Source organism: Allobosea sp. P2_B12 (assembly GCF_056404835.1).
This window is the reverse complement of the sequence record NZ_JBFUDG010000001.1, coordinates 429,563-447,865: the sequence shown is the minus strand read 5'-3', so window position 1 is coordinate 447,865 and position 18,303 is coordinate 429,563. Positions and strand designations below refer to the sequence as shown.

At 66.5% G+C, this 18,303-nt stretch carries 19 protein-coding genes and 1 pseudogene; 12 read left to right on the top strand and 8 right to left on the bottom strand.

Annotation, left to right across the window (positions count from 1 at the left end):
- Positions 1-383 precede the first annotated feature (383 nt).
- The 4 genes from AC1DYU_RS02195 (at position 384) to AC1DYU_RS02180 (ending at position 3,282) form a co-directional block, all read left to right on the top strand.
- A complete protein-coding gene (locus AC1DYU_RS02195; RefSeq protein ID WP_476790214.1) occupies positions 384-956 on the top strand; it encodes a PAS domain-containing protein in 573 nt (190 codons plus the stop codon).
- A 62-nt stretch (positions 957-1,018) separates the two neighbouring features.
- Positions 1,019-1,633 carry a PilZ domain-containing protein gene (locus AC1DYU_RS02190; protein WP_158485830.1) on the top strand — a complete coding sequence of 205 codons (615 nt, stop codon included), beginning with the start codon at positions 1,019-1,021 and terminating at the stop codon, positions 1,631-1,633.
- 72 nt (positions 1,634-1,705) lie between these two features.
- Positions 1,706-2,386 carry an HAD-IA family hydrolase gene (locus tag AC1DYU_RS02185; RefSeq protein WP_476790698.1) on the top strand — a complete coding sequence of 227 codons (681 nt, stop codon included), beginning with the start codon at positions 1,706-1,708 and terminating at the stop codon, positions 2,384-2,386.
- Between the two features lie 260 nt (positions 2,387-2,646).
- Positions 2,647-3,282: a transglutaminase-like cysteine peptidase gene (locus AC1DYU_RS02180; protein ID WP_158485832.1), complete on the top strand. Its 636-nt coding sequence runs from the start codon at positions 2,647-2,649 to the stop codon at positions 3,280-3,282.
- Between the two features lie 179 nt (positions 3,283-3,461).
- Here the strand turns inward: AC1DYU_RS02180 and AC1DYU_RS02175 are convergent, their stop codons facing one another.
- Both AC1DYU_RS02175 and AC1DYU_RS02170 read right to left on the bottom strand, forming a co-directional pair.
- Positions 3,462-3,992, bottom strand: a complete 531-nt coding sequence (locus AC1DYU_RS02175) for a gamma carbonic anhydrase family protein (RefSeq protein WP_476790213.1) — start codon at positions 3,990-3,992, stop codon at positions 3,462-3,464.
- A 57-nt stretch (positions 3,993-4,049) separates the two neighbouring features.
- Positions 4,050-4,376, bottom strand: a complete 327-nt coding sequence (locus AC1DYU_RS02170; protein WP_158487128.1) for a DUF6949 family protein — start codon at positions 4,374-4,376, stop codon at positions 4,050-4,052.
- 181 nt (positions 4,377-4,557) lie between these two features.
- On the opposite strand from AC1DYU_RS02170, the gene AC1DYU_RS02165 reads away from it, so the two are divergent.
- Positions 4,558-5,343, top strand: coding sequence for a hypothetical protein (locus tag AC1DYU_RS02165; protein ID WP_476790212.1), 786 nt, complete (start codon positions 4,558-4,560; stop codon positions 5,341-5,343).
- A gap of 183 nt (positions 5,344-5,526) precedes the next feature.
- On the opposite strand, the gene AC1DYU_RS02160 is transcribed toward AC1DYU_RS02165, so the two are convergent.
- Positions 5,527-5,739, bottom strand: a complete 213-nt coding sequence (locus AC1DYU_RS02160) for a DUF3126 family protein (RefSeq protein WP_054141925.1) — start codon at positions 5,737-5,739, stop codon at positions 5,527-5,529.
- Between the two features lie 1,060 nt (positions 5,740-6,799).
- Here AC1DYU_RS02160 and AC1DYU_RS02155 point away from each other — a divergent pair.
- On the top strand, positions 6,800-7,993 hold the full coding sequence (locus tag AC1DYU_RS02155) for a methyl-accepting chemotaxis protein (protein WP_476790211.1): 1,194 nt from the start codon (positions 6,800-6,802) through the stop codon (positions 7,991-7,993).
- Positions 7,994-8,669: 676 nt separating this feature from the next.
- A complete protein-coding gene (locus AC1DYU_RS02150; protein ID WP_158487131.1) occupies positions 8,670-9,131 on the top strand; it encodes a GNAT family N-acetyltransferase in 462 nt (153 codons plus the stop codon).
- A gap of 295 nt (positions 9,132-9,426) precedes the next feature.
- Here AC1DYU_RS02150 and AC1DYU_RS02145 read toward each other — a convergent pair.
- Together AC1DYU_RS02145 and AC1DYU_RS02140 are read right to left on the bottom strand one after the other, a co-directional pair.
- Positions 9,427-9,627 (bottom strand): annotated as a pseudogene (locus AC1DYU_RS02145) (ATP-binding protein); the annotation flags it as partial.
- A gap of 8 nt (positions 9,628-9,635) precedes the next feature.
- A complete protein-coding gene (locus AC1DYU_RS02140) occupies positions 9,636-10,958 on the bottom strand; it encodes an aminotransferase class I/II-fold pyridoxal phosphate-dependent enzyme (RefSeq protein WP_476790210.1) in 1,323 nt (440 codons plus the stop codon).
- A gap of 127 nt (positions 10,959-11,085) precedes the next feature.
- Here AC1DYU_RS02140 and AC1DYU_RS02135 point away from each other — a divergent pair, with 127 nt between their 5' ends.
- The gene (locus AC1DYU_RS02135; RefSeq protein WP_476790209.1) at positions 11,086-11,988 is read left to right on the top strand and encodes a LysR substrate-binding domain-containing protein; all 903 of its coding nucleotides are present in this window, start codon (positions 11,086-11,088) and stop codon (positions 11,986-11,988) included.
- Here AC1DYU_RS02135 and cysE read toward each other — a convergent pair.
- Positions 11,979-12,827: a serine O-acetyltransferase gene (gene cysE / locus AC1DYU_RS02130; protein ID WP_476790208.1), complete on the bottom strand. Its 849-nt coding sequence runs from the start codon at positions 12,825-12,827 to the stop codon at positions 11,979-11,981. The two genes, AC1DYU_RS02135 and cysE, sit on opposite strands and share 10 nt — an antisense overlap.
- A gap of 188 nt (positions 12,828-13,015) precedes the next feature.
- Positions 13,016-13,783, bottom strand: a complete 768-nt coding sequence (locus AC1DYU_RS02125) for an alpha/beta fold hydrolase (protein ID WP_476790207.1) — start codon at positions 13,781-13,783, stop codon at positions 13,016-13,018.
- Between the two features lie 97 nt (positions 13,784-13,880).
- Here AC1DYU_RS02125 and AC1DYU_RS02120 point away from each other — a divergent pair, with 97 nt between their 5' ends.
- The 4 genes from AC1DYU_RS02120 (at position 13,881) to AC1DYU_RS02105 (ending at position 16,896) form a co-directional block, all read left to right on the top strand.
- Positions 13,881-14,879: a heparan-alpha-glucosaminide N-acetyltransferase gene (locus tag AC1DYU_RS02120; RefSeq protein WP_476790206.1), complete on the top strand. Its 999-nt coding sequence runs from the start codon at positions 13,881-13,883 to the stop codon at positions 14,877-14,879.
- A gap of 83 nt (positions 14,880-14,962) precedes the next feature.
- Positions 14,963-15,214 (top strand): zinc-finger domain-containing protein, encoded by a 252-nt coding sequence (locus AC1DYU_RS02115; protein ID WP_476790205.1) that lies wholly within the window; start codon positions 14,963-14,965, stop codon positions 15,212-15,214.
- Between the two features lie 101 nt (positions 15,215-15,315).
- On the top strand, positions 15,316-16,494 hold the full coding sequence (locus tag AC1DYU_RS02110) for an FAD-dependent monooxygenase (protein WP_476790204.1): 1,179 nt from the start codon (positions 15,316-15,318) through the stop codon (positions 16,492-16,494).
- Positions 16,495-16,578: 84 nt separating this feature from the next.
- Positions 16,579-16,896: a hypothetical protein gene (locus AC1DYU_RS02105; protein WP_476790203.1), complete on the top strand. Its 318-nt coding sequence runs from the start codon at positions 16,579-16,581 to the stop codon at positions 16,894-16,896.
- 9 nt (positions 16,897-16,905) lie between these two features.
- Here AC1DYU_RS02105 and chrA read toward each other — a convergent pair whose 3' ends face one another.
- Positions 16,906-18,297: a chromate efflux transporter gene (gene chrA, locus AC1DYU_RS02100; RefSeq protein ID WP_476790202.1), complete on the bottom strand. Its 1,392-nt coding sequence runs from the start codon at positions 18,295-18,297 to the stop codon at positions 16,906-16,908.
- Positions 18,298-18,303 lie beyond the last annotated feature (6 nt).

The window sequence follows — 18,303 nt, the reverse complement described above, 5'->3', positions numbered from 1 at the left end:
GCAAGCGACGCAGCCGGGCCGCGGCGGACAAAAAAGGGGAGCGGCCTTGCGGCGCTCCCCTTTTTTCCGACTGTGCGGACGCTCGATACGCAACCCGAGCGCCACGGTCACATCCCCGCCGGCCCCTCCGAATGCGGGCCCGCAGACCCGCGAAATTCCGTCAATTTGATAAGCATTTTAACCGGTTATCCACAATCTCAAGGTTTCATTAACCTTAACGCACCGTTCACCCGAACAGCCGCCCGCGAGCATGGCAAGACGGCATGCCGCCTGCGTCCTTCGCTGCAAGAAGGACCGCATCGTCCCTTCTCCAGACGTTTCTGCACCATAGCGGGACGTATGGCGGGACGGAGGGGCCGCGGCTGGCAGCATCGGGTACCGGAATGAAGAATACGAGCACGCGCCTGGTTTTCGAGTACTGGGACTCTCTTCGCGGCGAGCGGGCTGCGCCCGAGCGCGGCGAGATCGAACCCGGGGCTCTGCGCCACGCACTAGCCGACACGTTCGTCCTGGAGAATGAACCAATCGGACCTGTCTTCAGGCTTGCGGGTACACGCCTGTGTGCCCTGCTCGGCCACGAACTGCGCGGCCGCGCCTTCACGGCGCTGTGGCCCGATGTCGAATCGCAAGGCGACATGCGCCGCCTGGCGCAGACCGTGATGGATGAAACCGCAGGCGCGGTCGCTGGCCTTGCGGGCGAAACGCGCACGGGCGCGCCGATCTATCTTGAACTGCTGCTGCTGCCGCTGCGCTATCGTGGCCGGACCCATGCGCGCATGCTCGGCGCGCTGTCGGCCGCGACCGCGCCCGAATGGCTCGGCCTCGACACGCTGGATTCGATGCGGATGATCTCGCTGCGCATGCTTTGGCCCGGCGCGGCCCACCGTCAGCACCCCGCGCCGCCCATGCGGTCGAGCCCGCCACGATTTATGGTGCTGCCGGGAGGTCGGGCCTGAAAGGCTAACCGAGCGTTAACCGACGCACCTATAGGATCGGCCCGCAATCAGGCTGACCCTCGATGTTGAGCGCTCTACAACCGCCCCGGACGGCCGCACGCATTGTTGAGCGCAGGCGGCACCATCGTATGAAGGTCGTCCTGTTGGGCCGTTACATGCTGCCCAACCGCATGGAATACCCCTGCCAAACCATCGATATTTCGCCTGGCGGCCTGCATGTCGCGGCCCCTGCCCGCGCCAATCCGGGCGATCGCGTCATCGTCTATCTCGAACATCTCGGCCGCATCGAAGGCACCTGCGTGCGCACGACGATGGAAGGCTTCGCGATGACCATCACCGCGACCAGCCGCAAGCGCGAGAAATTCACCGCCCAGTTGACCTGGCTCGCCAACCGCGAGGAACTCGGCCTCCCCGAGGATCGCCGTCACGAGCGCATCATCCCGCGCAACCCGCGCGCTGTCGTGACGATGGAAGACGGCACCGAGCATGTCGTGCGCGTCATCGACATCTCGCTCTCCGGCACGGCCTTCACCACCGATCTCGACCTGCCGATGAACACGCCGGTCCGCATCGGCTCGACACCGGCCAAGATCGTCCGCCGCTTCGACGGCGGCTTTGCCGCGGAATTCCGCTTCCCGCTTTCGGCCGACCTGCTCGACGAGAACCTGGAACTCTGAGGCTCGGGTGACCAGGCCGCCATGCTTGCGCGATGCGGCCGCGCCCGCCATAGCTGACGGCGTTCCACGGCGCTGCGAGCCTCTGTCATTCCTTACCGACTGATCATCTTCGACTTTGACGGCACGCTGGCCGATACCTTTGCCTGGTTCGCCGACGTGCTGAACAGCGTCGCCGACCGCTACCACTTCCGGCGCGTCGCCGAGGACGAGGTCGAGGCCCTGCGTGGCCAAAGCGCGCGACACCTCATCGCGCATCTTCGCGTATCGCGCTGGAAACTGCCCTTCATCGCCAGGCATATGCGCCGGCTGGCGGCGCGCGACAGCAGCCGCATCGCCCTCTTCCCCGGCATTGAGGCCATGCTGCGCGAGCTCCGGCAGGAAGGCTTCGTGCTGGCGATCGTCAGTTCCAACTCGGAAAGCAATGTGCGGCAGGCTCTCGGCAGCGAGATCGCGGCACAGTTCACGCATTTCGCCTGCGGCGCCGGCCTGTTCGGCAAGGCGACGAAGTTCCGGCAGCTGGCCAAGCGCGCCGGCATCGAGCACGGGCAATGCCTCTGCATCGGCGATGAGATCAGGGACTTCGAGGCCGCAAGCGAGGCCGGCATGGCCTTCGGGGCCGTCGCCTGGGGCTTCACCAGCGCGGATGCACTGCGGACGCTTCGACCGACCTTCATGTTTTCGCAACCCTCCGACATCAGCGCCCATGTCCGGGGCGCCCATGCCCTGCCCCTGATCGGAGCGCGCGCTCGCTGAACGGGTGCCATGCGCTGGCTGCGTGAGCAACCGGCGCCGCCAGAAACCATTGGTCGATTCGGTCGCGGCAGACAGCAAGCTCATGGTTAAGAGACCCTGACGCCAGCGCTCCCATTTGTTACTACCGTGTTTCCCGGCGATTTATACTAAGTTCCGTTCCCAGTATTGTCTGGCGAATTCAATCAAATTGTTCGTTTTCATTTCAACCCAAATCCATGCGCCGGCTGCATCGTCCACCCCAGGGACAGGAAGGGGACGACATGCTTCAACACCACCGCAATTTCATGGCTCCGGCGCTGGCGCTTCTGCTGCTCGCTGGCGGCGCATCCGCCGCGCAGGCCCAGCAGGGCATCGCCGGGGTTCCGGTTGCGAGCGCACCGGCCAACGCCTCGGGCGACGCGCGCGCTCCTTATGCCTGGAGCGATCTGTGCAAGCGCAGCCCGGCGGAATGCCGCGTCGATGTCAGCGAGGCCGAGCGCGTCGAGATGACGCCGAAGCTCTGGAAGGCCATCGTCGCGATCAACGGGCGCATCAATCGCGAGATCGAGGCCGTCACCGATGAGGATCACTGGGGCGTCGTCGACCGCTGGGATCTGCCGGAAGACGGCAAGGGCGATTGCGAGGACTTCGCGCTTTTGAAGCGCAAGCGCCTGGCGGAAACCGGCGTGCCGCGCCGCGCCATGCTGATGACGGTCGTCATCGACGAGGAGAATGCCGGCCACGCCGTGCTGATGGTCCGCACTGATCGCGGCGACTTCATCCTCGACAACAAGCGCAACGCGGTCCTGCCGTGGAGCCAGACCGGTTACGTCTACGTCAAGCGCGAGTCGCAGACCCGGACCGGCTGGACCTCGCTCGGCGGCGCCCAGACTTCGACGGTCGCCTCGGTTCGCTGAGGCAGTGGATCGCGATCGCTTCGGCGATCGCCGACAAGATCAGGAGTGGGCGGTGCCCTCTCCGGATGGACGGCGAGACTTGGTCACGTCCCCACCCACCCGTCCCCAGGCCGGGTTTCGCCACAGGGCCGGCTCCCTTCCCCGGGGGGCCGGCCCGCTGGTTTTCTGGGGGGCGCTCTTCAATCCAGCCTGACCAGGCCGGCGGAAAACTGCTTCCAGCGCGCGACATAGCCCCGCGCCGTACCGGCGATTCCGGCCGCAGCCGCCTCGTCGAGCGTACGGATCGCCCGTGCCGGCGAGCCGACGATCAGCGAATTATCGGGAAACTCCTTGCCTTCGGTCACCAGCGCATTGGCGCCGACGAGGCTGTTGCGACCGATCTTCGCGCCGTTCAGCACGGTCGCGCCCATGCCGATCAGGCTGTTCTCGCCAATGGTGCAGCCATGCAGGATCGCCCGGTGGCCGATCGTGCAGCCCTCCCCGACCACCATCGGGAAGCCCATGTCCGTGTGCAGCACGCAGCCTTCCTGGATGTTGCTGCCGGCGCGAATCTCGATCCACTCATTGTCGCCGCGCAGCACGCTGCCGAACCAGATTCCGACATCCGCCCCAATGCGGATCCTGCCGATCAGATGGGCATCGGGCGCCAGCCACCATTGCCCCGCAGGCGGGGTCTCGGGCTTCAGTCCGTCGAGCGAATAGAGCGGCATGCCGGGTATCCTTAAGGCGCGTGACGCCTCAGGAGTGACCGCCTCGTAGCCGTGGCGTCAAGAGCCGAGCATCTGCAGCAGGTCGAGCACCACCCGGCCGCAGGCCATGCTCCAGACCGAGGCGATCATGCTGGCGAGCATCACGAAGACGAACGGCCTGCCCTCGATGCGGCGGCCACGCACGGTGTTGCGCACGATCAGGAAGGGCGCGCTGAAGACGACGACGGGGACGCTTGCCACCGCAAACAGGCCGCCCGCCTGCAGCAACTGGAAATCGGCACGCTGCGCCGTGAACAGCTCGAAGGCGCTGGCGAGCAGCCCCGCAAAGGCGAAGCCGATGAACAGCGATTGAAGCGCTTCGAGCGCGGCAGGTTCGATCGACAAGGGCGCGGGCTCCCACGGACGCTACCGCGCGACCCTGCCGCATGGTTTACGAAGTGTGAAGGAAAGCCTTAAGCGATGGTTAATGCCCGCTGGCGTGGCAATGACGCCCGGCCAGCATGGTTTACGCGGCGTTAACGCCCGGATGCTTGAGTGAGGACGCAATCTCCGCAAGGCGCCGCCCGTGACCGCATATCATCCCCAGGACGTGGCCGCCGAGCAGGCCGTTTACGCACAGCACGGACTGGCCGCTCATTCGAGCGCCGGCCTGACGAGCATGGTGCGCTCGCGGCTGAAGCGCCCGCCGCCGCCCTTGCCCCGCGCCGATGGCGCCCTGCTCAAGGCCGCCTTCGCGATCATGCTGGCTGGTGCGCTCGCGACAGGCCTCGCGCTCCATCTGACGCATCGCGACGAGGAGCGCGAGGCCATCGTTCAGCCCGCCCGGATCGGCTCGATCGCGCTGATGGTGCCGCAGAACCTGACCGGCTCGGAGCCCGGCGATTCGAGCAGGCTGGTCGGCATGGTCCGGCTCCGGCTCGATTGGCCGAGCCTCGGGCCTGCGCAAACAGGCCCGGCCGCCATGCAGAACCGCCAGCGCCTGCTGATCACGCTGACCCCGCAGGACAAGGTCAACGAGCCGCAGACGCAGCTCTCGGTTTATGCGCGCTTCCTGACGCCGACCGTCTGGTCCAACCCCGGCGGCCTCGTGGTGCGCGGCTTCCGCAAGGGCTCGCCCTATGAGGGCGACGAACTCTATGTCTCGGTGCCCGATGGGCGCGGCTTCGCGGCGCGCTGCCCGCTCGACTCCAGCAGAGCGGAGCCGGGCCGCCCGGATCTCGACGAGCCCTGCCGGGTCACCTTCAAGCATCGCGGCATGGATGTGAACATCCGCTTCCCGCGCAGCATCATCGCCGATTGGGAAGTGATGCTCGGCGGCGTCCGCCACACCATCGACGGCATGATGCGCTGACGCAGCGCCTGGCCGCAGCCGGATTTGCAAGAGCGCCAGACCGGCGCTCCTGGAATGCGCTCCGGTGAGTCGGCTGGCGTGGCGTTCGAGAACCGGAGCGCAGCGGACTGATGTCCGTGAGCACCGGAAGCGCAGAAGGCCGCGTCGGGCGGCCTCCGGAGTAGCAGTCCAGGCGCGCCGGGCTCAGTCTTCGAGATCGACGTCCAGGATCGCCATCGTAAAATTGAACGAGCGGTCGCCGTCCTCGTCGTCGACATGGATGATGCCGATGAACTCGTCGGCGAGATAGACCTCGGCCGAATCGTTCTTCTTCATCCGTGCGCGAACGCTGATGCCGTGATTGTTGAAGGTGCGCCGCAGATAGCCTTCGAGCTTGGCGAGTTCGGTCTTGTCCATGATGTCGGTCCTTATCGGTTGGCGGGACCGATGCCATGACGGGGCCGGGAGGGCAAGCCGCGAAGCCGATCCCTCCCCTTTTGCCGGACGAAACGCGGGCACCGCGGGGAACCTCTCTCATGCCGAATGAGGCACGGTCACCGCGGGGAACCCTCTCCTGTAAGGAGAGGGCAGGGTGAGGTGACGGCCGTTGGACGCTTTGGCCGTGGCCTCACCGCAGCGGCGGTCAGTGCTGCATTCCACTGGTCGAGGGGCCGACCCCTCACCCCTGCCCCTCTCCCTACGGGAGAGGGGTTCCCCGCGTTTCGCCTCAAAGACGCACAGCAAATCCCCGCCTGCGCTTTCGCGAGGCGGCTGTTGATGAGGGGCAGCGGAGCGCCGCGAGGCGCGGGGGTAGAGATCCGCAACCATTGAGCCAGGCTGCGGCGCGGGCAGATTGAGCCACTGCCCGCACGCCCCGTGGCGCTCCGCTCATCGGCGATTTCAGTCTCCGGGCCGCGCTTATAGGGAGAGGCTTGGCCTGCCTTGCCGTCCTGCAGCCTCAACGCCCCATAGGGTGCGCCACACCGCGGTGTCGGACCCGGCCGCTTCCGCCGTCCCGTCCAGCGAGCTCCTCGCACAGGGGCCGTAGTACCCCCAGGGCGGTGCCCCGAAGCCTCCCGGGACCGGGGTGCAAACCCGGCCGCAGGCGCCGCCCCCATCCCCACCAACGGCATACCTCCGGATGGCTGCCCCTCGGGGATGAGGTGGGGCGATTATGGATGTGATGTGGGAGGCGGGGATTAGTTTCGTCGTGGCGAACGCGCCAAGAGCGGAACTTCGAGCACCGCCCAGAAGCGGACGCTCACTACCGGGGCGCCTCGAATGGAAGAACCGGTAACTGCGCAGCCGCCCGAAGGCCTCGTGTCTGGAACTGGAAGATCGGGGAGCGCCGGGCCACCAGCTCGACGGTGCCACCCTGACCGGGGGATAGCGAAAACTTAACGCTCTCGCGACAAGCTGATGTTGCCCGTAGAACACGAGCGCCAGACCGCACATGCTCCAGTTTTCTAGACGTTTAATGGCCGCGTTCGGCGGCCCCGGCCTGTCCAGCTCTGCGGCTGCTGAGCTTGCTGCGCTGAAGGCGGAACGGGACATGCTCGTAGCCACACTTGAAGCGGCTCCGACGGCGATTGCGGTATATGACCGCGATGACGTGCTGGTCTATCATAATAGCAAATACATCGACTATTATCCCACCGCGCTGGCCCAACTGAAGCCGCCGATCCGCTATAATGACCTCGTGCGCAAAAACCTTGAGGTCATTGGCTTCACGGGAGATCTTGAGGCGGAGACGGCAGTGCGCGTGCGTCAGCAGCACGAAGCCTCGGGCGAGGCGGTCGAGCGCCGTTATGCTGAGGACTCCTGGCGGCGCGTGAGCAAGACTCGTATCGTTGGCGGCGCTGTCGCGGGTTTCGCGTCGGACATCACCGACCTGAAACTTCGAGAATCCGAGCTGGAGGCCAATCGCGCCCAATTGGCCCACATTGCCACGCAGGTGATCCCCCAAGCGGTCGCGGAATTCGGCAGGGTTGCGACTGAGCTCGCCGCCACGAGCAGCGCGGCGCGGGCTCTGGTGAACACGTCCTCCGCACAAGCTGTGGACACTGGAGCCGTCGCCGAGCAGCTGGCTCTCAGCGTGCAGGATGTCGCCAGGGACACGCGCATGAGCGCCGATTACGCGCGCGCCAGCTTTGATAACGCTCAGATCATGCGCAGCCATATGCATGCGCTGGGCCAGGCGCTGACCAAGGTCACGGGATTCGCCGAGATGATCGGCGGGATCGCGACAAAGACCAACCTTCTCGCTCTCAACGCTACCATCGAGGCTGCCCGGGCCGGAGAAGCCGGCCGCGGGTTCGCGGTGGTGGCAGCCGAGGTGAAGGCGCTGGCGTCTCAGACTGCGGAGGCCACCGCTCAAATCACCGGGTTGGTCGGTGCGACCGAAAGCCTGATGGACGAGACCGATATTACCACAGGCCGGATCCTCGAGGCCATGGACGGCATTTCGATGAAAGCAAACGATATCGCAAGCGCAGTGGAACGGCAGACTATGTCCGCACGCGAGGTCTCGCGCCATATGTCGGACATGATTACGCGTTGCTCAGAAACCGAAGCTGCCGCAACCGCCGCTGTCGCGATCAGCGGCATGGTCAGCGCAACCTCGGGCCAGCTCGAGCATACTGTTTCCCAGGCCGTCAGCGCCATCGCGTGATCCGCTGGCCATCACCGCATGGCCCAGCATTGTTCACGGACCCGCGGGCGCGCATCACGCTAATAGCTAACGATCGGGCCGGTCCCGTGCGACAAGATGGTTGGGGAGCGCACCGCGTAGACAGAGGCTGGACACGTCCCGCGTGGAATTGCTGACTTTCATTATTCCATGGAGCGCCATCGCCGTTGCGGCGCCAAATATAGCCGCTCCCTCGTTCGAAGACGTGATGCGGCCGTGCAGGACGTTCGAGGCGCTTGAGCCGGCCACTCTCCCGAACCAAGGTGAAGCAAGCCCCCTAATTGACCGGACACGGCCTCCCACTTCCGTAAGGGGTAGGAGTACTGTCGGTATGGGTTGAACGCCTCTCTGATCGCAGATCAGTCTCGGTTGGGCGGATTGCGCTTTTAAGGGAGGTTTCGATGCATGCTAACGTTCTCACGATGGGCTTGGATTGGGCCAAGCACATCTTTCAGGCTCACGGAGCCGATGAAACAGGAAAGGTCATCTTCAGAAGGAAGCTTCGGCAGAGCGAGCTTTTGTCGTTTTTGTTTTCGGCGAGAACGGCACTGGAACATTGCCCGAGGCCGGGAGTAGCCGGTCGGCGACCTTGTCATAGGTCGCCTGGCAAAGGTCAGACCAACCACCCAGGAGTGGTTGTCTTTGGAGCGTGCTGATAATGGACGATGCTGGTGAATTGGTTGTTCGGCCGCTCGAGGCCGCTGATCGCTCGGACTGGGAGCAACTCTGGAACGGTTACCACGGCCATGGCCCCTTCGGCGGATCGCCGCCTCCTTGCGCGGTGACAGAGGCGACCTTCAAGAACTTCCTGGCAGACGGCCCCATGCTGGCCCTGGTGGCAGTTCAGGACGGTGGGCTCGTCGGAATCGTCCACGCCGTCCTTCATCCAGTGACATCGTCGGACAAGCCAGTCTGCTTCCTCAACGACCTGTTCGTGGCGGAGCGGGCCCGTCGTGCCGGCGTAGGCCGGCGGCTGGTCGAATCCCTTTACGATCTGGCCCGAGCCAAGGCAGCCTTTCGAGTCTATTGGCACATGCAAGTCGATAATGAGACGGCTGCGAAACTCTATGACAGTGTCGCCAGCCGTTCGGGGCACACGGTCTTCAGAAGGACCCTCTAAACGAGCGGTCTAGCGCACCGCCCCTGTCCACCGCGGATCCCTGCCGCCTTATTCCCGCCGCGCGCGTAAGCCGTCACCCCGCAGGAACGCGCCGAAGTGCTCACCCCACCCGGCTCTATGGAGCTTTGCCTCGATCCTGGCCTGTCAGTTCGCATTGAAGCGCAGCCCCCCTATCGCGTTGAAGGCTAGCCCCCTGGGACCTGCGCTGACGTGCCGGGGTCGCCCCGGCTGAGCTGGTCGGGGTTGCTCGGTCGGGGCGATTTCGGCGTCCAGTGCGCGACGGAGGATGAAGTGGTCAGGCACAGTTTTTAAAGCACCAGCTTTCGTTTCCGGTCTCGATGATGTCGCAGTGATGCGTTAGCCGATCGAGCATCGCGGTCGTCATTTTGGCGTCAGTGAACACCTGGGGCCAATCGGCAAAGGCGAGATTGGTGGCGATGATGACCGAGATGTTCTCACAGCGCTTCCTGATCAGGTGGAAGCCAATGGGCCAACCCTCCCCCCTCACCGCATGAAACACAGCTCCCGGAACCTCCCCCGGAACGCCGTCACATCCCGCGCGATGGCCTCCGCCGGCCGCGAGCCGTTCAGCCCTTCGGCGATGTAGCCGGCGAGTTCGGGCATGTCGGCCGGCGTCATGCCGAAGCGCACGATCTCCGGCGTTCCCAGCCGCAGGCCGTTGATGTCGCCCGCCACCTCCGGCAGCGGCAGGCCGATGCCGCAACTCAGGATGTTGATCGCGCGCAGCTTTTTTGCCGCCGCCTGGCCGCCGCCATAGCTGGCCGCCTCGATCGCGAACTGATGCGAGGTGGTGATGCCGCGATCCCTGGCGAAGACCGGCACCTGCCGCTCCAGCAGCGCCTCGCCCAGAGCCTTGGCGGTCGCGGCCATCATCTGCGCGTAAGCGCGGCCATGCTCCTTCCAGTCCAGCAGCGTGATCGCCAAAGAGGCCGACTTCGCCGCGTCGAAATTCGCCGTCAGGCCGGGATAGGCGATCTCGTCGAGGCGCCTGGCGATGGCGGCGTCATTGGTGACGATCAGCCCCGAGGGCGGGCCGCCGAGGCTCTTATAGGTGCTCATCGTCATCAGATGGGCGCCCTCCTCCAAGGGCTGCTGCCAGCCATGGCCGGCGATCATCCCAGACATATGCGCCGCGTCGAACAGCACCAGCGCGCCGATTTCGTCGGCGATCGCGCGGATTTCGCGGATCGGATGGGCGAAGAGATTCAGGCTTGCGCCGATCGTGATCATCTTGGGATTCAGCCGCAGCGCATCCTCGCGCAGCTTCATCACATCGACCGTGTAGTGGACCGGATCGACCGGCGCGGGATGGGTGACGATGCCGTAGAGCCCGGCCGCACCGGCGCCGTGATGCGTGACATGGCCGCCGATCGCAGGCGGCGGCGCGATGATGCAGTCGCCCGGCTTGGCCGCGAGCATGAAGGCGTAGAGATTGGCGATGGCGCCCGAGGGCACGCGGATTTCGGCATATTTCGCGCCGAAGACCTGCGCCGCGAGTTCGGCGGCGATGATCTCGATCTGCTCGATCGCCTCCAGCCCCATCTCGTATTTGTCACCGGGATAGCCCAGCGAGGGCCGCGCACCGAGGCCCGAGGCCAGCGCGGCTTCCGCCCGCGGGTTCATCACATTGGTCGCGGGGTTGAGGTTGAAGCAGTCGCGCTCGTGGATGATCCGGTTTTCCTGCGTCAGTTCGGCGATGCGCGCCTCGACCGCATCGAGCGACTTGGCACCGACGGTCGCGGCGACCTCCAGCACATAATCCTCGCTCGCCGCGGGAACCCAGTCGCGCCTGCCCAATGCCGTCATCGCCATCTCTCCCGCCTGCCGATCCGAAGGAAACTCTCGGCATAAGACCGGTTTGCGCAGCCGCTCGCAAACGAGTTATCGTCGCCGCAAGGCAGAGGAAATCTCAGCCTCCGCCGGATCCGTTACCATGCCCGTCAAGCCGCCCCGGCCGCGCCTGCCCTCGCTCAATGCGCTGCGCGCTTTCGAGGCGGCGACGCGCTGCGGCAGCTTCATCAAGGCCGCTGAGGAGCTTGGCGTCACCGCCGGCGCGGTGACCCAGCGGATCCGCCAGCTCGAAGCCTGGCTCGGCTTTCCCGTCTTCCGCCGGCTGGCCCAGGGCGTCGAGCCGACCGACGCGGCGCGCGAGGCCCTGCCGAAACTGACGCGCGGCTTCGATACGCTCGCACAAGCCGTGCAGGGCCTGCGCGACAGCCACGGCAACCGCGTGCTGACGATCGCCGCCCTGCCCTGCATCGCGCAGCTCTGGCTGTCGCCGCGGCTGGCAGAGATGCGGCGGGCCTGGCCGGAGCTGCAGGTCTCCATTTCAGCGATGGAGCAGCCGCCCGATCCGCGTCGCGAGCCGCACGACCTCGCGATCTTCTATCGCGACGCCGAGGCCGCAGCGGACACGCTAATGGCACCGGACGCGGACGAAATCCTGCCGGTCTGCTCGCCCGCACTGGCGGAGAGGATCGGCAGCCTCGCCGATCTCGCGTGCCAGACGCTGCTGCACGACGCGGTCTGGCGCGGCGACTGGGCGCGTTGGCTCGCCTTCGCCGGTGGATCGGCCGGAATCGACGCAACGCGCGGGCCGAGCTTCTCGCTCTACAGCCTGGCGCTGGACGCGGCACTCTCAGGGTCCGGCGTGCTGATGGGCCGCGCCAGCCTGATCGGCCGCCATCTCGCGGATGGACGGCTGGTCGCGCCGTTTCCGATCGCCATGCCGTTGCGCGACCGGCTGACGCTCATCCTGGCACCGGCCGAGCGCACTCATCCGATGCAGGCCGAAATCGCGGCCTGGCTGCTGGGCTCCGCCAAGCCTCAGATATAGGACCCGCAATCGCCGCCGAGTATCTGGTCCATCGAGCGCGAGGGCTCGGCGCAGCCGGCCTCGCCGACGACCTTGGCCGGCACGCCCGCCACGGTCTTGTTGCGCGGCACGGCCGCAAGCACGACCGAGCCCGCCGCGACGCGGCTGCATTGCCCGACCTCGATATTGCCGAGGATCTTGGCGCCGGCGCCGATCAGCACGCCCTTGCGAATCTTGGGATGGCGGTCGCCGCCCTGCTTGCCGGTGCCGCCCAGCGTGACGCTGTGAAGCATCGAGACATCGTCCTCGATCACCGCCGTCTCGCCGACGACGAGGCCGGTGGCATGGTCGAGGAAGATGCCCTTGCCGATGACGGCGGCCGGGTTGATGTCGGTCTGGAACACCTCCGACGACCGGCTCTGCAGATAGAGCGCGAAGTCGCGCCGCTCCTGCTGCCACAGCCAATGCGCCAGCCGGTGCGACTGCAAGGCGTGGAAGCCCTTGAAGAACAGCACGGGCTCCAGAACCCGATAGCAGGCGGGATCGCGGTCGAGCACGGCCAGCACGTCGGCGCGCATGCCCTGGCCGATCGTCTCGTCGGCCGCCAGCGCCTCGGTAAAGGCCTGTTCGATCAGGTCGGCGGCGACTGCCGGGTGGCCGAGCCTGGCCGCGACGCGATGACCGACGGCAGCCTCGAAGCTCGATTGGTTCAGGACGGAGGCGACGATCAGGCTACCCAGCGCCGGCTCGGCTGCGACCGCAGCCTCCGCCTCGCGCCGGAGCCTGGACCAGACCGGATCGAGCCGATCGAGCCCTGTGGCAAGATCACGGACTTCCGCGACGGAGCGCCCTGACGACATGGTTGTTCTCCGGAAAAGCGCGTTCGGCGATGCAAATACTAGCACCTGTTGGGACAAACGCACCAAAGGTGATTGCAGGGCCGACATGAATCAGCGTGGCAGGCGGTGGATTCAGTCTCTGAACTGCCGTCGACAACACATTGGCGTCGCCCGCTTTTCCGTCACGCTTCCGAACGGCGGGTTCATTCTCACAAACGCGACAGAAAGTCGAGCACCGCCTGTTTGTGGCTCTTGTCGCCGACCGCGAGATTGTGGTCGCGACCCTCGACATCGAAGGCTTCCGCGCCCGGAATCAGCCTCGCCAGCTCGGGCCCGGAGCCCGCGACATCGTCCTTGGTCCCGACGGTGACGAGCGTCGGCACCGTGATGCGCCCGACCTCGGCCGCACTCAATGTCTGGCGCGAACCCCTGATGCAGGCCGCCAGCGCCTTGCGATCGCTCTTGGTCGCATCGGCGAAGGCGCGGAACATCCGCTGCATCGGATCGGTCAGGACGTCGAGCGAGGGCGCTTCCATCGCATCCGCGATGCCGAGCGGCAGGCCGACGCCCTCGACCAGATGAATGCCGAGCCCGCCGAGCAAGAGCGCGGTCAGCCGCTGCGGGTGCGCCAATGCCAGATGCGCCGAGATCCGCGCGCCCATCGAATACCCCATGACGGCCGCGCGCGGGATATCGAGATGGTCCATCAGCCGGCGCACATCCTCGGCCATGATCTGGGAGGAATAGGCCGCCGGGTCGTAGAGCTTCTCGCTCTCGCCATGGCCGCGATTGTCGAGCGCAACGACGCGGTAGCCGGCATGGGTCAGAGTCTTGGTCCACTGGGTATTGACCCAGTTGACCATGTGGCTGGAGCCGAAGCCGTGGACCAGCATGATCGTCTCGTGTTTGGGCGTATCGCCCGTCGGAGCGAGATCGATGAAGGCGAGTTCGACGCCGTCGGATGAAAAGCTCTGCATGGCGAACCGTCGTGATGGGCGATAGCGAGGCCTTTCCTTGGCATGCCAGCCGCGCTTTGGGTAGCGGCCCCGATGCAAGCTGCCTATGAAGGCCGCCATGATCGACGCCAAGCCCTCCGAGGCCAAGCCTTCCAATGACAGACCCTCCGCCGGCCTGTCCTCCTCGCGCTCGCGCTTCGACATCGTCGATCTCGCGCGCGGCCTCGCGCTGCTGGCAATGTTCGTCTTCCACTTCGCCTATGATCTGTCGTTTCTGAGGCTGATTGCCGTCGATGTGCCAGGCGAACTCGGCTGGCGCCTGTTCGCACGGCTGATCGCCGGCTCCTTCCTGACGCTGGTCGGCGTCAGCCTCGTTCTCGCGACGCGCCACGGCCTGAACCGCCGAGCCTATCTCAAGCGTCTCGCCATGGTCGCGGGCGCGGCTGCGCTGGTGACGCTGGGCACTTATCTCGCCATGCCGGAGAGCTTCATCTTCTTCGGCATCCTGCATCAGGTCGCGCTGGCCAGCGTGCTCGCCCTGCCCTTCCTGCGCCTGCCAGTCTTCGTCGTCGCCGGCGCAGCCATCGTCGTCTTCGCCCTGCCCTTTCTCGTCGCCCATCCGCTGCTCGACGAGCCCCTGCTCGCCTGGCTCGGCTTCTCGCAGGCGCCAATAGCGACGGCCGACTTCGTGCCGGTCTTCCCCTGGTTCGGCTGCGTGCTCGGCGGCATCGTGCTGGCGCGTCTGGCGCCGCCGTCACTGGAAGCCTCCCGCCTGGGCTGCTGGCGCGCCGGTACCCTGCCAACACGGATCGTCGTCTGGGGCGGCCGGCACAGCCTCCTGATCTATCTGGTCCACCAGCCCGTCTTCATTGGTCTGCTCTCGCTGGTCGCGCTCGCCGTGCCGATGCCGGTCAAGCAGGGCAATACCTTCGGGATGATGTGCCAGCGCAGTTGCGGCGAATATGCCTCGTCGGCGATCTGCACGAAGGCCTGTGCCTGCACGGTCGAGGCGTTGAAGCGCGAGGATCTGATCGGCCGCGCCGTCAGCAACACACTCGCTCCAGCCGAGACCAAGCGGCTGAACGAGATCGCCAGAACCTGCTCGCCTGCCGACTGAGCGCGAGGCGCGACAAGCCTGCGCTGGCATCCTGCCGCGGGACGGGATAAGTCTCGGGCAGAGTCACGCTGCAGGGCACGATCATGGCCGACCACGGCATTCCGCATTTCCACAACGATTCCGGCGTCGCCGTCATCTATGTCGGCGCGCATGAGTTCATGTGCATCGGCGCCAAGCCGCCCTTCGACCACCCGCATGTCTATCTCGACATGGGCTCGGACCACGAGATCGTCTGCCCCTATTGCTCGACTTTGTTCAAATACGACGCCTCGCTGAAGGCCGGCGCCTGTTCGCCGCCGGACTGCGCGCATCACGAGGCGGCCAAGGCTGCCTGACAAGCAAGGCAGCCTGAGCCGAGCGTTCAGATTCTGAGACTGCTTCCCGCGGGTTCTGAGGGGCGCCCGCGCCTGACCTGATTCGACGAAGGCCCTCTGCTGTGTCTGCTCCTCATTTTCTGATCGCCGGCGCCGGTATCGGCGGGCTGACCATGGCCCTGTCCCTGGCCCGCCGCGGCATCTCCGCCACCGTCATCGAGAAGCGCACCGGCTTCGGCGAATCCGGCGCCGGCCTGCAGGTCACCCCGAATTCGGGGCGCGTTCTGGACGGCCTCGACCTGACCCTGCCGCTGAAGCGCGTCAGCGTCAGCTCGCACGGCCTGATGATCCGGCGCTGGGCCGACGGCCGGGAACTGCTGGAGATGCCGTCGGACCCGGCCCGGCTGCCGACGCCATTCCGGATGCTGAAGCGCAACGACCTCCACACGGTGCTGCTCGATGCCGCGCGCTCCATGCCCAATATCCGCCTCGTGGTCGGGCGCGGCGTGCAGGAGATCACCCAGGAGGATGATGGCGTCTCGACCACCCTCACCGGCCAGAACGGCCAATGGGAGAGCTTCCACGGGCTCGGCCTGATCGGCGCCGACGGGCTGTGGTCGCGGGTGCGCGATCTGAATGGCGACACCTCGCGCCCGCTCTTCACCGGCTACGAGGCCTGGCGGGCGTTGGCACCCGGCACGAAGACCGACAAGCCCCGCGTCAACCTCCATCTCGGCCCCGGACGTCATACCGTGCATTATCCGGTCGCAGGCGGCCGCGAGACCAACGTCGTCGTGGTCAGGCAAACCAAAGAAGCCCGCGAGGGCTGGTCGCGCGACGGCGACGGCGACGTCCTCACCGACCATGTCGCGGGCGGCTCGCAGGCCCTGCGCGAACTGGTGGCCTCGGCCCAGGGTTGGCAGGTCTGGTCGCTGTTCGACCGCAAACCCGCAGTGATGGCGAAGGGCCGGATCGCACTTCTGGGCGATGCCGCCCATCCCGTGCTGCCCTTCCTCGCGCAGGGCGCCTCGCTGGCGATCGAGGATGCAGCCGTGCTCGCCCGACTGCTGGCGGAAACCTTGCAAGCCGACGGCGGACGCGGCGTGCCGGCGGCGATGGCGGCTTACGCGGCCGCGCGATCGGCCCGCGCGGCGCGCGTCCAGGATGCCAGCCGGAGCAATGGCCGGACCTATCATCTCGGCTGGCCCTGGAGCATCGGGCGCGACATCGCGCTGCGGCGCCTGGGACCTGACGGGCTGCGCGCGCGCTATGGCTGGCTTTACGACTGGCGCGACGAATGAGCGCGCGCGCCTGACGTTTGGTGATCTCGCCTTCGCCGCATTTCGTACCTAGCTTCTGGTTTCCTTTAATCGGACGAAAGCGACATGATCCGCGTCAATCTCCACGAGCAGCTCGGCGGCCGCACCGCCCGCATGCCACGCTGGGCCGCCTGGCTCGCGATGGCAGCGAGCCTCGTCGTCGGCGTGGTGCTGTTTCTGGTCGCCGCCAGCCTCGCCCTGATCCTGATCCCCATCGTCGCGATCGTCGGCACGATCGCGGTCTGGCGTCTGCGCAGCCGCTTGAAGGCTGCCGGTTTCGGCCAGCCCGGCCCGTTCCCGCAGCAGGGACGGCAGGCCGGCCCGGCCGAGATCATCGATGCCGAGTACCGGGTTATCGAACCCGGAGAACCGCCGCGCCGCTGATCGCGCAGCTCAGGGCGCCAGCCGCGTCAGGACGACCCCGGCGACCGCGCAGGCTGCGAGCGTCGGGATCATCCCCGTCTTGAAGCGCAGCATCGCGATCATCGCGGCGGCGGCCAGGACGGCCGCCCGCCAGTCGAGCGAGGCCAGCACCGGCCAGTCGGGCGATAGGCCGAGAAATTCGACCGGCCGCACCTGCCTGAACAGCACATGCAGGCCGAACCAGAGTGCCAGGTTCATGATCACGCCGACGACCGCCGCAGTGATGGCACCGAGCGCCGCCGAAAGCGCCTTGTTGCCGCGCAGCGCCTCGACGTAAGGCGCGCCGAGGAATATCCACAGGAAGCACGGCGCGAAGGTCACCCAGAGCGTCAGCAGCGCCCCGAGACCGCCCGCGACCAGCGGCGGCAGGTCCCCGGGCGCGCGAAATCCGGCCAGGAAGCCGACGAACTGCAGCACCAGGATCAGCGGCCCCGGCGTCGTCTCGGCGAGGCCCAGCCCGTCGATCATCTCGCCCGCCAGCAGCCAGCGATGGGTCTCGACGGCTGCCTGCGCGACATAGGCCAGCACCGCATAGGCGCCGCCGAAGGTCACCACCGCCATGGCGCTGAAGAAGCTGCCGAGCTGCGTCCAGACACTGCCGCTGCCAGTCCAAAGCCAGAGCAGCAGCACGGGTCCGAGCCAGAGCGGCAGCCAGATCGCCAGCGTCCGCAGCGCCTTTCCGGTCGAGGGCCGGACATGGCCGAGTTCACCGCGCGCAAACAGGCCATCGACGATCCCCGTCACCGGCGGCCCCGCCTTGCCATGACCGGCTTGGGGTCCAAACAGCGCAGGCCACAGGCGGTGGCCGGCCCAGCCGATCAGGCCGGCCACCAGGATGATCGCCGGAAACGGCGCCTTGAACAGGAAGATCGCCACGAAGGCGGCGATCGCGACCGCCACCATCGCGCCGTTCTTCAGCGCGCGCCGGCTGATCCGCAGGCCCGCCTCGATCACAACGGCGAGCACCGCCGCCTTCACGCCGAAGAACAGGCCATCGACAACAGGCACATGGCGGTAGAGCACATAGAGGACGCTGAGGCCGAGCATCACGGCCGCGCCGGGCAGGATGAAGAGCAGCCCCGCAATCAGCCCGCCGATCGTGCGGTGCATCAGCCAGCCGATATAGACGGCCAGCTGCTGCGCCTCGGGGCCGGGCAGTAGCATGCAGTAGTTCAGCGCATGCAGGAAACGCTCCTCGCCGATCCAGCGTCGCTCCTCGACCAGCTCCTTGTGCATCAGCGCGATCTGTCCGGCCGGCCCGCCAAAGGAGAGCAGGCCGATGCGCGCCCAGACGCGCGTCGCTTCCGATAGCGTCGGCATGGCGGCGGGCAGCACGGGAGTATCCGTGGTCGCGATGGTCATGGCAGC